The 12811-nt window shown below is 71.0% G+C and carries 14 protein-coding genes; 7 read left to right on the forward strand and 7 right to left on the reverse strand.

Going from position 1 to position 12811, the window contains the following annotated elements; all coding sequences use genetic code 11:
• Positions 1–2: 2 nt before the first annotated feature.
• Positions 3–926, forward strand: a complete 924-nt coding sequence (gene lipA / locus CYAGR_RS04365) for a lipoyl synthase (RefSeq protein WP_015108566.1) — start codon at positions 3–5, stop codon at positions 924–926.
• A 16-nt stretch (positions 927–942) separates the two neighbouring features.
• Here lipA and CYAGR_RS04370 read toward each other — a convergent pair whose 3' ends face one another.
• The 4 genes from CYAGR_RS04370 to CYAGR_RS04385 form a co-directional block, all read right to left on the reverse strand.
• Entirely contained in the window at positions 943–1491 is a 549-nt protein-coding gene (locus CYAGR_RS04370) for a DOMON-like domain-containing protein (RefSeq protein WP_015108567.1), read from the reverse strand.
• Positions 1491–2681 carry a phosphotransferase enzyme family protein gene (locus CYAGR_RS04375; protein ID WP_015108568.1) on the reverse strand — a complete coding sequence of 397 codons (1191 nt, stop codon included), beginning with the start codon at positions 2679–2681 and terminating at the stop codon, positions 1491–1493. The genes CYAGR_RS04370 and CYAGR_RS04375 overlap by 1 nt, the downstream gene beginning before the upstream one ends.
• Entirely contained in the window at positions 2627–3322 is a 696-nt protein-coding gene (locus tag CYAGR_RS04380) for a phosphoribosyltransferase (RefSeq protein WP_015108569.1), read from the reverse strand. Before CYAGR_RS04380 ends, CYAGR_RS04375 begins: the two co-directional genes overlap by 55 nt.
• A gap of 217 nt (positions 3323–3539) precedes the next feature.
• Complete coding sequence (locus CYAGR_RS04385) at positions 3540–4322, reverse strand: hypothetical protein (protein WP_156818381.1); 783 nt, start codon at positions 4320–4322, stop codon at positions 3540–3542.
• A 318-nt stretch (positions 4323–4640) separates the two neighbouring features.
• On the opposite strand from CYAGR_RS04385, the gene CYAGR_RS04390 reads away from it, so the two are divergent.
• The 6 genes from CYAGR_RS04390 to CYAGR_RS04410 all read left to right on the forward strand — a co-directional run bounded on the left by CYAGR_RS04390 (position 4641) and on the right by CYAGR_RS04410 (position 10847).
• A complete protein-coding gene (locus CYAGR_RS04390; RefSeq protein ID WP_043326435.1) occupies positions 4641–5657 on the forward strand; it encodes a bifunctional nicotinamide-nucleotide adenylyltransferase/Nudix hydroxylase in 1017 nt (338 codons plus the stop codon).
• 108 nt (positions 5658–5765) lie between these two features.
• The gene (locus CYAGR_RS19030) at positions 5766–6101 is read left to right on the forward strand and encodes a nicotinamide phosphoribosyltransferase domain-containing protein (RefSeq protein ID WP_245552638.1); all 336 of its coding nucleotides are present in this window, start codon (positions 5766–5768) and stop codon (positions 6099–6101) included.
• A complete protein-coding gene (locus CYAGR_RS04395; protein ID WP_245552639.1) occupies positions 6017–7144 on the forward strand; it encodes a nicotinate phosphoribosyltransferase in 1128 nt (375 codons plus the stop codon). Before CYAGR_RS19030 ends, CYAGR_RS04395 begins: the two co-directional genes overlap by 85 nt.
• A gap of 27 nt (positions 7145–7171) precedes the next feature.
• A complete protein-coding gene (locus tag CYAGR_RS04400; protein ID WP_015108573.1) occupies positions 7172–7819 on the forward strand; it encodes a thermonuclease family protein in 648 nt (215 codons plus the stop codon).
• A 27-nt stretch (positions 7820–7846) separates the two neighbouring features.
• Entirely contained in the window at positions 7847–10642 is a 2796-nt protein-coding gene (locus tag CYAGR_RS04405) for a cation-translocating P-type ATPase (protein WP_015108574.1), read from the forward strand.
• Positions 10632–10847 carry a Nif11-like leader peptide family natural product precursor gene (locus CYAGR_RS04410; protein ID WP_015108575.1) on the forward strand — a complete coding sequence of 72 codons (216 nt, stop codon included), beginning with the start codon at positions 10632–10634 and terminating at the stop codon, positions 10845–10847. The genes CYAGR_RS04405 and CYAGR_RS04410 overlap by 11 nt, the downstream gene beginning before the upstream one ends.
• A 22-nt stretch (positions 10848–10869) precedes the next feature.
• Here the strand turns inward: CYAGR_RS04410 and CYAGR_RS04415 are convergent, their stop codons facing one another.
• The 3 genes from CYAGR_RS04415 to CYAGR_RS04425 all read right to left on the reverse strand — a co-directional run bounded on the left by CYAGR_RS04415 (position 10870) and on the right by CYAGR_RS04425 (position 12801).
• Complete coding sequence (locus CYAGR_RS04415) at positions 10870–11316, reverse strand: cupin domain-containing protein (protein ID WP_015108576.1); 447 nt, start codon at positions 11314–11316, stop codon at positions 10870–10872.
• 79 nt (positions 11317–11395) lie between these two features.
• A complete protein-coding gene (locus tag CYAGR_RS04420) occupies positions 11396–12142 on the reverse strand; it encodes a superoxide dismutase (protein ID WP_015108577.1) in 747 nt (248 codons plus the stop codon).
• Between the two features lie 95 nt (positions 12143–12237).
• On the reverse strand, positions 12238–12801 hold the full coding sequence (locus CYAGR_RS04425; RefSeq protein WP_015108578.1) for a methyltransferase family protein: 564 nt from the start codon (positions 12799–12801) through the stop codon (positions 12238–12240).
• Positions 12802–12811: the final 10 nt, after the last annotated feature.

Consider the following 12811-nt stretch of genomic DNA (forward strand, 5'->3'; position numbering starts at 1 on the left):
CCATGACCGCCACCAGCCGCTACAGCGCCATCCCCCCCGCCGAGCGGCTGCCGGAGTGGATCCGGCGTCCCCTGGGGGAGGCCTCGGCCACCGAACGGGTGCAGGGGGTGGTCAAGGCGCAGCGGCTGCACACCATCTGCGAGGAGGGCCGCTGTCCCAACCGGGGTGAGTGCTACGCCGCCGGGACGGCCACCTTCCTGCTGGGGGGACCGATCTGCACCCGCAGCTGCGCCTTCTGCCAGGTGGACAAGGGCCGGGCCCCGGTGCCCCTGGACGGGGCCGAGGCGGAGCGGGTGGCGGAGGCGGTGCAGGTGCTCGGTCTGCGCTACGTGGTGCTCACCGCCGTGGCCCGCGACGACCTGCCCGACCACGGGGCGAGCCTCTTCACCACCACCATGGCAGCGATCCGCCGCCGGGATCCCCAGGTGCTGATCGAGGTGCTGACGCCCGATTTCTGGGGCGGACACCCCGACCCCGAAGCGGGCCGCCGGGCCCAGCGCCAACGGCTGAGCGCGGTGCTGGCCGCTGCCCCAGTCTGCTTCAACCACAACCTGGAAACGGTGGAGCGGCTGCAGGGGGAGGTGCGCCGCGGCGCCACCTACCGCCGCTCCCTCGACCTGCTGGCCATGGCCCGGGAACTGGCGCCGGGGATTCCCACCAAATCCGGCCTGATGCTGGGCCTCGGTGAGACCGCCGCCGAGGTGGTGAGCACCCTGGAGCACCTGCGGGCCGTCGGCTGCCAGCGTCTCACCCTGGGGCAGTACCTGCGCCCCTCCCTCGCCCACATCCCCGTGGCCCGCTACTGGCGGCCGGAGGAGTTCGAGGAGCTGGGCGCCATCGCCCGCGCCATGGGCTTCGCCCAGGTGCGCAGCGGCCCCCTGGTGCGCAGCAGCTACCACGCCGAAGCCACCGGCCCCGACGCCTGAAGCCACCGGGCCGCGTTCAGAGCCGCAGCAGGAAGGCGTCCCGGCGGTGGAAATCGGGCTCGACCCCCGGGTGGGCCAGGGCCCAGTAGCTCAGCTGGCCGTGGCGGTCCTCGATCACGGCGGCGATCGCCACCTCCAGGGGAGCCTCAGGGGGGATCGGGGCCGGCAGCGGCAGATCCAGCTTCATCGACAGGACGCCATCCTCCTGGCTGACCCGGTGGAGGGGCCGGTCGTAGCCGGGCTCCGGCCGCAGCCCCTGCCGGTAGTCCTCCAGCCGGTACAGGTTCCAGTGGCCGGCGGGGGACAGATTCAGTTCCCAGTAGGGCCGCTCCCCCGCGATGCCCCAGAAGCACTCGAAGCAGGTCCTCGTCCACAGCCCGTCCCGTCTCTCGGGCGAGGCCACCGGTGGCGGCACCTGCACCGTGCCGATCGCGCCACCCAGCCGATAGCGGAGCCGCAGCTGGGCGCCCTCCCGGCTGACCTCTCCCTCCAGCCGCAGGTCCGGGGAGGGGCACACGCCGCCGAAGGGGCGGAGCTCGAAACCATGTCGGAGGGGAGCCGGCATCAGGGGGCGCCGGCACCGCCGGCCCGGAGCTCGTCGATCACCGCGAGGATCGATCGCTCCTGGGCCTCGATGCTGGCCGTCAGTCGGAACTGCACCAGGGCCCGTTGCAGGTTGTGGTCGGGCCGCTCCGTCCGGAAGTAGACGTTTCCAGCCAGGTGATCGGTGAAGAAGCGAAGGCCGAGCTCGAAGCTGATCAGGCGGATCGCGGCATAGAGATGGTCGTAGTCGGCCTCGGTGAGAAAGCCTGAGGCGGCGGAGAGGTAGCCCCCCAGCACCGCACGGCAGAGATCCACATCGAAGCGGACGGCCTCGAAATCCGCCGTCTCCTCCCCGAGGGGGTTGCAGCAGGAGCGCAGGCAGTCACCGATGTCGTAGTGGATCAGCCCGGGTTTCACCGTATCGAGATCCACCAGGGCCACGGCCCGGCCGGAGCCGGTCTCCAGCATCACGTTGCTGACCTTGGGATCCCCGTGAATTGGGCGAAGCCGCAGACGGCCGCTGGCCCTGGCCACCTCCAGCACCGACGCGAAGCCCCGTCGCTCCTCCACGAAGGCCCGGCAATGGCTGACGTCGCTCCCCGCCGCGGCCCCCGCGTCGGCCAGCACGGTGTCGTACTGCTCCAGATACCGAGGGGTGATGTGGAAGCCCTCCAGGGTGTCGGCCAGCCGCTCCGGCGACAGATCACTGATCAGGTGGTGGAACAGACCCAGACCGGCGCCCACCTCCCGGGCCTGTTCCGCACTGGTGACCAGATCGAAGCTCCGCGAGGATTCGACGAAGGTGATCAGGCGCCAGAAGCCGTCCTCCCGCTCCACCCAGGGCCGCTGGTCGGCGCGGCAACGTACCACCCGGGGAACCTCCCAGCGCCGCTCCCCCAGGGGGGAGCCCCCCTGAGCCAGGCGCCGCTCGACGTGGTCCCCGAGGGCGAGAATGTTGGCCATCACAAGGTCGGGCCGCGCAAACACACGCCTGTTGAGGCGCTGCAGGACAAACCGCTGCACGGGCGGGCCGTCGCAGACGACGACGAAGCTCTCGTTGACGTTGCCGCTGCCGAGGGGTTCAAGGCTGCGCACCCGTCCGGGAAGATCGAAGGCCTCGGCGATGGAGACCAGGGCGCCGTCGGATTCCCCCAGGGTCATGGGCCGCTCACCGGTGGCGCAGGTGCGGATGATGGCATGCCGGCCCGGCATCCCTGCAGGAGGGCGAGCACCTGCCCGTCGCTGAGCTGCTCGAAGTGCTCGTACCACAGCCCGACGGCCTGCAGGTCGCCGACGACGGCCAGGGCCTCCAGGCGTTCCACCAGGCGGCCCAGTTCGCCGGCAACCTCCCGATCCACCACCGGCACCGCCAGGGCCAGGGAGGCCGGGTGCATCCGGCGCAAGGACAGCAGCGCCGCCTTGACCGTCATGCCGGTGGCGATGCCGTCGTCCACCACGATCAGGTGCCGGCCGCGCAGCTGATCACCTGGTGGGTCCCCGAAAAGGCGCTGCCGCCGTTCCAGTTCCAGCTCCTGGGCCCGCAGCCAGCCGTGCTCCGTTGCCGTGGTGGCCCGCTGCCGGCCCCGTGCCCCGTTGCGCCAGACCACCACGCCGCCGGCGGCGACGGCCCCGATCGCCAGCTCGGGCCAGCTGGGATCGGCGACCTTGCGCACCGACCAGGTCACCAGGGGCAGCCCCAGACGCGACGCCATCGCGGCCGCCACCGGCACACCACCCCTGGGCAGGGCCACCAGGGTGGTGTCGCCGCGGAGGCCCTGACGATCGGCGAAGACATCGGCCAGGGCGAGGCCCGCCTGGTGGCGGCTGGTCCAGAGGGGAGCGCGGAGCACCATGGCGACAGGGAGGCGGAACGGATGGGGCGAGGGCACCGGGGCTCAAAGGACCGGTGGATGGCCTCCGGCGTCATCGGCAGGACCCGCAGGCCGTCCCCCAGCCCGTATGTCCTTGTGCTAGCCACCGCCTCCGGCAGCGGATGCAGCACATTCGCTGCTGCCTCGCCTGCTGCCAGGTCTCGCTGCCACAAGGGCCCGGAGCGATTGCCCCTCCCCGTCAGGGAACGCTCTGGAGAGACCCCCTCTGGGTCTTCACCTTGGCCCAGACGGCCTCGGTGCCGGCCGCCATCGGCCTTGAGCTGAGGGCATGGATCCGCAGGACCTGCCCCCTGGGGATGATGCCGAGGGAGGAACCCGAGCGGATCGTGCCCTGGGAGCGCAGATACACCGACGTGATGGTGGTGACGTCGGCATTGGCGGAGGGCTTCCTGGCGACGTTGATGGTGCGGTCATCGAGAAGGGCGCCGGAGGGATCCGCCTTGCCGATGTAGATCCATCCCTGCAGGTCGGAGGCGGCGATCTTGGCCGTCGTGATCTCCTCGAGAGCCTGGGCCACGGGCGAGGGTTGAACCTGAACATTCACCACCGCCTCCTGCTGGCGAGCCCCCGGGGAATCGCCGATCAGCTTGTCTTCCTTGCGGATCTGGCGCTGCACGCTCACATCTTCCGTGCGCGCCAGCATCTCCAGGGCGTTCTTGCAGGTTGACTGCTGGGGTAGTTCCTTGCATTCCTGCCGCAGTAGGAAGGCCGCGGCATCCCTGAGGCTGTTCTTTCCACTCTGAAGAGCGATGTTGGCGATATTCATCTTGTCTTTGTCATTGGCCGCAATGATGTAAAGGCCAATCAGGGCAACCTTGCCCTTGGTTTCATTCTCGCCCGTGAGATTGTCCATCTGTTCGAGGATCTGCCTGGAGAAGGCCTGGGTTCTCCTGGCCTCCTCGAGAGAATGGGTGATCTGCATCGAGCTCCAGGCCTGGAAAGCCCCGGAGAGGGAAACCACCGATGCCGTGAAGATGCTGAGATTCCTGATCAGAGAGGAGGTCTCATCGGAAGGAGAGGGACCCATGCTTCCTCAGACCGCACCGCAACCCTCAGGCTATGGACGGCCAGCCATGGTGGCCCTCCGCTGCAGCCAACGTCACATCGTCCACCGTCCACCGGCCATCGTCCACCGGCCATCGTCCACCGGCCTGCGCTGGCCTCTGCGGATCGTGACGCCCGGACCTTGACCCCCAGCGTTGACAGTCTGCGTCGGCGTGCTAAATCGGTGGGGTTCGCCGGTGAGGCGGGCGCCATCTCAGGGATTCTGAGGTTCACCATGCATCACGACGTCGCCATCCTCATCGGACGGTTCCAGCCCTTCCATGAGGGGCATTTCGGATTGGTCGAAGCGGCCCTGGAAAGGGCTGATCGCCTGATCCTCCTGCTGGGCAGCCACCGCTGCGCCCCCGACACCCGCAACCCCTGGAGCAGCGAGGAACGGGAGGCCATGATCCGGGCCGCCCTTCCAGCAGCGTGGCAGCGGCGGCTGGAGGTGATCCCGATCCGTGACCACCTCTACTCCGACAATCTCTGGCTCGCGGAGGTGCAGCAGAAAGTGCTCACCGTCACGGCCGAGGACGAACGGGTGCTGCTCATCGGTCACCGGAAGGACCGCAGCACTTACTACCTCGATCTGTTTCCTCAGTGGGACTTCCAGGCTGTGCCCCTGAGGAGCGAGGTCCACGCCACAACCATTCGCCACGCCTACTTCTCCGACGCCGATGCATCGGAGTGGGCCGGCTGCGTCCCGGAGGCGGTGCGGGCCTTCCTCACGGACTACCGGGAAACGGGCCGCTACCGCTGGCTGCGCCAGGAAGCCGACTACATCGCCGGCTACCGCCAGCTGTGGTCGGTGGCGCCCTACCCGCCCACCTTCGTCACCACCGACGCGGTGGTGGTCCAGTCGGGCCACGTGCTGGTGGTGCGCCGCCGGGTGCGGCCCGGCCAGGGGCTGATCGCCCTGCCGGGGGGCTACCTCAATCAGCAGGAGCCAGTGGTCGAGGGAATGCTCCGGGAGCTCCGTGAGGAGACGGGACTGAAGGTGCCCCGGCCGGTGCTGGAGGGATCGATCGCCGATCGCCACGTCTTCGATGCTCCTGGACGCTCCCTGCGCGGCCGGGTGATCACCCACGCCTTCCTGATTCAGCTCAAGGGCGGAGCTCTGCCAGCCGTGCGCGGGGGCGATGACGCCGAGAAGGCCTTCTGGATGCCCCTGGCCGACATCTACGCCCACGAAGACAGCTTCTTCGAGGACCACGTCCAGATCATCCAGCACTTCATCTCGCGACTCTGAGCGGCGCCGCCGGCGCCGACAGCCGTCCACGACGGCCGTCCCATCAACGCCTGCGGCCCGGGGTGACCGGGCCAGGGCCACCCATCCACCCCGTGCGGAGCGCACACCATGGACTTCAATCTTCTGCTCGACACCGACAGCTACAAAGGCAGCCACTGGCTCCAGTACCCCCCCGATCTGACCGCCATGGGGGCCTACATGGAAAGCCGCGGCGGCGAGAACCCCGACACCCTGTTCTTCGGCCTGCAGATGCTGCTGCAGGACACCCTGGAGCGACCCGTCACCCGGGGCGATGTGGAGGGGCCGCCGACCTCTGGAGCGCCCACGGCCTGCCCTTCAATCACCGGGGCTGGCAGCGTCTGCTCAGCGTCCACGGCGGCCGCCTGCCCCTGCGGATCCGGGCCGTCCCCGAGGGCAGCCGCGTGCCCACCGGCAACGTGCTAATGACGGTGGAATCCACCGATCCGGCCCTGGCCTGGCTGGTCACCTGGGTGGAGACCCTGCTGCTGCGCCTCTGGTACCCCACCACTGTGGCCACCCGCAGCTGGCACTTCCGCGAGCTCCTGCGGGTGGCCCTGGAGCGCTCCGCCGACGACCCGGTCGCCGAACTGCCCTTCCGCCTGCACGATTTCGGCTCCCGCGGCGTCTCCAGCCACGCGAGCGCCGCCATCGGCGGCCTGGCCCACCTGGTGGCCTTCCGCGGCACCGACACCGTCGCGGCTCTGGTGGCGGGCCGGCGGCACTACGACGGCCCGATGGCCGGCTTCTCGATACCCGCCGCTGAACACTCCACGATCCTTGCCTGGGGGCAGGAGCACGAGCTGGAGGCCTACCGGACCATGCTCGACCGCTTCGCCCGGCCCGGTGCCGTGCTGGCGGTGGTCTCCGATGCCTACGACCTCTGGAATGCCGTCGACCATCTCTGGGGCGAGCAGCTGCGGGAGCAGGTGATCGCCTCTGGCGCCACCGTGGTGATCCGGCCCGATTCCGGCGATCCGGTGGCGATCGTGCCCGAGCTGCTGCGCCGTCTGGAAGCCCGTTTCGGCAGCCGGCTCAATGGCAAGGGCTACCGGGTGCTGGAGCACGTGCGGGTGATCCAGGGGGATGGCATCACCGCCACCAGCCTGCCGCTGGTGATCGAGGCGATCCTGGCGGCGGGCTTCAGCGTCGAGAACGTGGCCTTCGGGATGGGTGGCGGCCTCCTGCAGCAGGTGAACCGGGACAGCCAGCGCTTCGCCTACAAGGTGTCGTGGGTGGAGCGGGCCGGCCGGATCCGGCCGGTGCACAAGAGCCCGGTCACCGATCCCGCCAAGACCAGCAAGGCCGGCGTGCTCGACCTGATCCGCGACGAACGGGGGTATCGGACGGTGGTGCTGGAGCGAGCGGAGCCCCATCCGGCCAGCTGCCTGCAGACCGTGTTCGAAAACGGGGCACTGCGGCGGCGCTGCAGCCTCGAGGAGGTGCGCTCGCGGGCGATGCAAGGCTGAGGGCCCGCCAGCTGTCCCCCCGGCGCCATGCCCGGCCACCGGTTGCCGTCGCTGCTGATCCTGCTGGCCCTGTTGCCGGCCGGGCCCGCGGCAGCGGCGCCGGCCTTCCGTGCCACCGTGCTCTCGATCGGCGATGGCGACACCCTGCGGGTGCGCCGCGGCCAGGAGCGGATCACGATCCGCCTGGCCTGCATCGATGCCCCCGAAACGGCCCAGAGCCCCTGGGGCCAGCAGGCGCGCCAGGCCCTCCTGATGCGCCTGCCCGTGGGCCGGCCGGTGACGATCCAACCCCACAGCACCGACCGCTTCGGACGCACGGTGGCCGAGGTGATCCGTGACACCAACATCAACCTGGCCGTGGTGGAGGACGGCCTGGCCTTCGCCTACCGGCACTATCTCGCCGGCTGCGACGGGGCGGCCTACCTGGAGGCCGAGGAACGGGCCCGCCGCCAGGGGCTCGGTGTCTGGCGGGTGCCGGGTGGGATCACCCGGCCCTGGGACTTCCGGCGCGGCCGCCGCTCCGCCCGGATCCCCGATGGCACCACCCCCGACGGCCGCCGCCACCACTGCAGCCAGATCAGCTCCCATGCCAGGGCCCAGGAGCTGCTGCGCCAGGGCCACGGCTATCTGGATGGCGACGGCGACGGGGAGGCCTGCGAAAGCCTGCGCTCCTAGGGTTCAGGGGCCGCCGGATGGCTGGCCATGATCCCTCCCGAGGCCACGGACTGGCAGGCCCTGTCCGGGCCGGAATGCCTGCGCCGGCTTGGGGTCGACGCCGAGGGTCTGGGCGGGAGCGTCGCGGCCGAACGTCTGGCCACCACAGGCCCCAACCGGCTGCACCTGCCGCCGGGCCCGGGGCGCTGGCGGATCCTGCTGGATCAGTTCAGCAACGTGATGCTGCTCCTGCTCCTGGCGGTGGCGGCGGTGTCGGCCGCTCTGGCCGTGGTGGATCACGCCGTCCCCAAGGATGCGATCGCGATCCTGCTCATCGTGGGGCTCACCGCCCTGCTCGGCTACCTGCAGGAGAGCCGGGCGCTGCTGGCCCTGCGCAGCCTGCTGGACCTTGCCCAGCCCCTGGCGCGCGTCCGTCGCGACGGGAGCTGGCAGCGCCTTCCCGGAGACCAGCTGGTGCCGGGGGACCTGATCCGCCTCGAGAGCGGTGATCGGGTGCCCGCGGACGCACGGCTGCTGGAGGGCAACGACCTGGGGTTGCAGGAGTCGGCACTGACGGGCGAGGCCGACCTGGTCAGCAAGCGCCCCGAACCGCCCCTGGCAGCGGACACGCCGCTGGTGGAGCGCAGCAACTGCCTCTTCCTCGGCACCGCGGTGGGGCGGGGCCGGGCGCTGGCGGTGGTGACCGCCACCGGCATGACCACCGTGCTGGGAGGCATCGCCACGCTGGTCCACGCCGCCCGCCCGGAGCCGACGCCCCTTCAGAAACGGCTGGCGGACCTCTCCCGCCGGCTGGTGGCCTGGGCCCTTGGGCTCGTGGCGGCGGTGGTGCTGGGGGGCTGGCTGCTCGGCGGCTCCCCCCTGGCGCTGCTGGAGCTGGCCCTCTCCACCGCCGTCGCGATTGTGCCGGAGGGGCTGCCGGCGGTGATCACGGTGAGCCTGGCCATCGGCACCCAGCGGATGGTGCGTCGCGCCGCCCTGATCCGCCACCTGCCGGCGGTGGAGGCGCTGGGCTCCATCACCGTCATCTGCACCGACAAGACCGGCACCCTGACCCAGAACCGGCAGGTGGTGACCGAGCTCCGCTGCGGCACCCTGGCCCTGCACCCCGGCGAGGACGGCGAGGACCACGGGTGGGCCGACGGCAGCCACCATGGCTTCCGGGCCACCGAGCTGGCGCCGCCGCCCGGGGCCATGACCGGGCTCAGCTCCGGCAACCTCGACCTGCTGCTGCAGGCCGGCGTTCTCTGCAACGACGCCGAGCCACGGCAGCAGGGGGGATTGGGCGATCCCACCGAGGTGGCGCTGCTGGAGATCGCCGCCCGGGCGGGCCTGGAGGCCACCAGCCTGCGGGCGCGGCACGGCCGTGCCGCCGAGAGTCCCTTCCGTTCGGAACAGCGGATGATGGCGGTGTGGCTGGGCGACCCTGACGGCCGCCTCAGGGCACCCCTGGGGCCCCCAGCCTCGGGCCCGAGGGCCGCAGAGGGCACGCTGCTCCTGATCGCCAAGGGAGCCCCCGAAGTGATCCTGCCCTGCTGTGATCGCTGGCTGGATGGCGCCGGGGTGCGGCCTCTCAGCGAGGCCCAGCGGGACTGGTGGCTGGCCCAGGCCCGGGGGCTGGCCGCCTCGGGGCTGCGCCTGCTGGCCTTCGCCGCCGCCCCCCGGCATCAGGGCGCGGAGGCCGGACTGGAGGGCCTGGTGCTGCTCGGCCTGATGGCCCAGCGCGATCCGCCCCGGCCGGAGGTGCCCGCTGCCGTGGCCCGCTGCCGTGGGGCCGGCATCCGGCCGGTGATGGTCACCGGCGACCACCCCCTCACGGCCCGCTCGATCGGCGAGGCCATCGGCCTGGCGGAACCGGGCAGCCCGGTCGTTCAGGGTCCGGAGCTGGAGGGCCTCGACGCGGCGGCGCTCGAAGCGCTGGTGCGCCGGACCAGCCTCTTCGCCCGGGTGGTGCCGGAGCAGAAGCTCCGCATCGTGCAGGCGCTCCAGGCCACCGGCGCCGTGGTGGCCATGACCGGGGACGGGGTCAATGACGCTCCGGCCCTGCGCCAGGCCCACGTCGGGGTGGCCATGGGCATCAGCGGCTCGGACGTGAGCCGGGAGGCGGCCGACATGGTGCTGCTCGACGACAACTTCGCCTCGATCGTCAATGCCGTGGAGGAGGGCCGGCAGGTGTACGCGAACATCCGCCGCTTCGTGCGTTTCATCCTGGGCTGCAACCTGGGGGAACTGATCACCATCGGCTCGGCGCCACTGCTGGGGCTGGCCCTCACCCCCCTGCAGATCCTCTGGATCAACCTGGTGACCGACGGACTGCCGGCGCTGGCCCTCGCCATGGGCCCACCGGCGGAGGATCTGATGGGCCAGCCGCCGATCGAACCCGGCGAATCGATCTTCGCCCGGGGTCTGGGCAGCGCCATCCTGCGCATCGGGGTGGTGTTCGGTGCCCTGGTGGTGGCGCTGATGGTGGTGGCCGCCCGGCTGGGACGGCCCTGGCAGACCATGGCCTTCACCACCCTCTGCCTGGCCCAGCTGGGCCATGCCCTCTCCGCCGGCACCGACCGCCCCCTGTGGCGCACCCCGCTCCTGGCCAATCCCTGGCTGCTGGGGGCGGTGCTGGTCAGCGCCGCCCTGCAGCTGATGCTCCTCTACGTGGCGCCGCTGGCCCGTTTCTTCGGCGTCACCCCGCTGACGGCCATCGAGCTGGCAGCCTGCGGGGGCGTCAGCCTGGTGTTCATCGTCTACCTGGAGCTGGAGAAGCTGTGGAGCCGTCAGCGGCCTGCGCCATGCTGGACGCCCCACCGTCCCCGCCAGCATGAGCCTTGATCAGGCGCGCTCCTTCCTGGCCCGCATGCAGGACGACCAGGCCCTGCGCGCCGAGGTGCTGGCCGCCGCCACCGCCGACGACGTCGCCCAGATCGCCGCCGGCAGGGGCTTCGACTTCTCGGGCGATGAGTTGCTGCGCCTGTCGGGGAAGAAGGTCGGTCGGGTCACGGTGACCAAGCAGGACATCCCCGGGGAATACAACTGAGGGGGCCGGCAGGCGCCGGCGACTAGGCGACCGCCAGCCGGCGCCACTGGCTGCGGAACCTGGGCGGAACCGGATGGGGTTCGTAATCCCTCGGGTCACTGGGTCCGTGGCGGAGCACGGCATTGACCAGCAGGGCGGGGATCCGGCCCCGGTTGATGGCGCCGTGGGGCACCCCGGGTGGAATGCAGACCCAGGTGGCCTCGTCCTCCCGCAGGGGGATGCGGCGCAGCTGGCGGTTCTGCAGCACGACCAGGTCGATCGCCCCCCGCAGCACCAGCAGCTGATCGGTCTGGAAGCGGTGGCAGAACAGCTCGAAGGCGTCGCCCCTGGCGATCTCGGCGATCAGGGTTTCGTCGCTGGTGCGGGGCGCGGAGAATAGGGCGTCACCGTGGAGGGTGCGCTGGACGGGGACGAGCTCGACGGTTCGGGACAGGCCGGTTCGGGAGAAGCCAGCTCGGGACAGGGCCATGGTGGTCACGGCAATATCGTTAACTTTCGCGACCGTTTTCCTGGGGAGGCGTCGTATCAGCTACCGACAAGCGCAGGTGTCAGGATTCACTCGCGGTTGTCGGCCCGCCGCCAGCGGCGAAGCGCCGGTTCACCTCGTTCCAGTTCACCAGCGACCACCAGGCGGCGATGTAGTCCGGCCGGCGGTTCTGGTAGTCGAGGTAGTAGGCGTGCTCCCACACATCCAGACCCAGCAGGGGCACACCCCGCTCGATCCCCGGCAGATCCATCAGCGGGTTGTCCTGGTTGGCGGTGCTGGCGATCGCCAGGGACCCATCGGGTCGGCGGATCAGCCAGGTCCATCCCGAACCGAAGCGGTCGGCCGCCGCCCGGGCGAAGCGCTGCTGCAGGGCTTCGGGCGAGCCGAAGGCCGCGGTGATCGCGGCCCCCAGCTGCGGGGAAGGCGCACCGCCCTGGCCCGGGGGCGCCATCACCCGCCAGAAGAGGGAATGGTTGTAGTGGCCGCCGCCGTTGTTGCGCACGGCGGCCGGGTAGCGGGAGATCCGGCCCTGCAGGTCCTCCAGTGCCATCCCCTCCAGCTCGGGGTGGTCGGTGATCCGGGCGTTGAGGTTGGCCACATAGGCGCCGTGGTGGCGGTCGTGGTGGATCGTCATGGTGGTGGGCTCGATCGCCGGAGCCAGGGCATCGGCCGGGTAGGGCAGCGGCGGCAGCACAAAGGCGGCCAGCGCCGGCCCCGGGTCGGCTACGCACACCGCCAGGGCCACCAAGGCCACCAGGGCGGCCAGGCCGCAGGCCCGCAGAACCCGAAGTAACGGAAGCAGGACCATGGACCGGACAGGGCAGTGGCGTCGGTTCTAGCCGCTCCACCGGTCGGCGGCGGTCGGCGCCAGCGGCGGGCTGCGACCGCGTGGAGCTCAGGGGCTCAGGCGGAACGCCAGTCCAGCCAGGGCAGTCCGGGAAGGATCGCGGCGGTCGACCGGCGGTAGGCGTCGTATTCGGGATGGAGCAGGACGAGGCGGGCCTCCTCCCGGCGCGCCTTGAAGCCGAGCACGACGACCAGCCCCAGCATCAGGCCCAGATGCAGGAGGCTGCCCAGAGCCACCGTCACGCCCAGGGAGCAGAGGATCAGGGACTGGTAGAGCGGGTGGCGGCAGCGGCCGTAGGCCCCGGTGGTCACCAGGGGGGCGTCCGCCATGGGTTCGGGAAGGGGGCTGAGGCTGGCCCCCAGGTTCAGGGCCCCCTGGCCGGCCAGCACCAGTCCCAGGATGAACAGAGCCAGCCCCCCGAGGCGCACCGGCAGCGGCCAGGTCAGACCCAGGGAGGCGGGAGGTGGGGTGGCCGGCAGCAGGTGGGCAACAATCAGAGCTATCTGGGCGACCAGCCACCACTCGCCGCGGCGGTTGTCACGCAGACCCGCCCAGGAGAAGCCCCAGGCGGTGAGCCTTTCGGCCAGGGCATTCGGCATCGTGACCTCGCGGATCGGCATCCATCCCCAT

It is taken from the genome of Cyanobium gracile PCC 6307 (genome assembly GCF_000316515.1).
GTDB lineage: Bacteria > Cyanobacteriota > Cyanobacteriia > PCC-6307 > Cyanobiaceae > Cyanobium > Cyanobium gracile.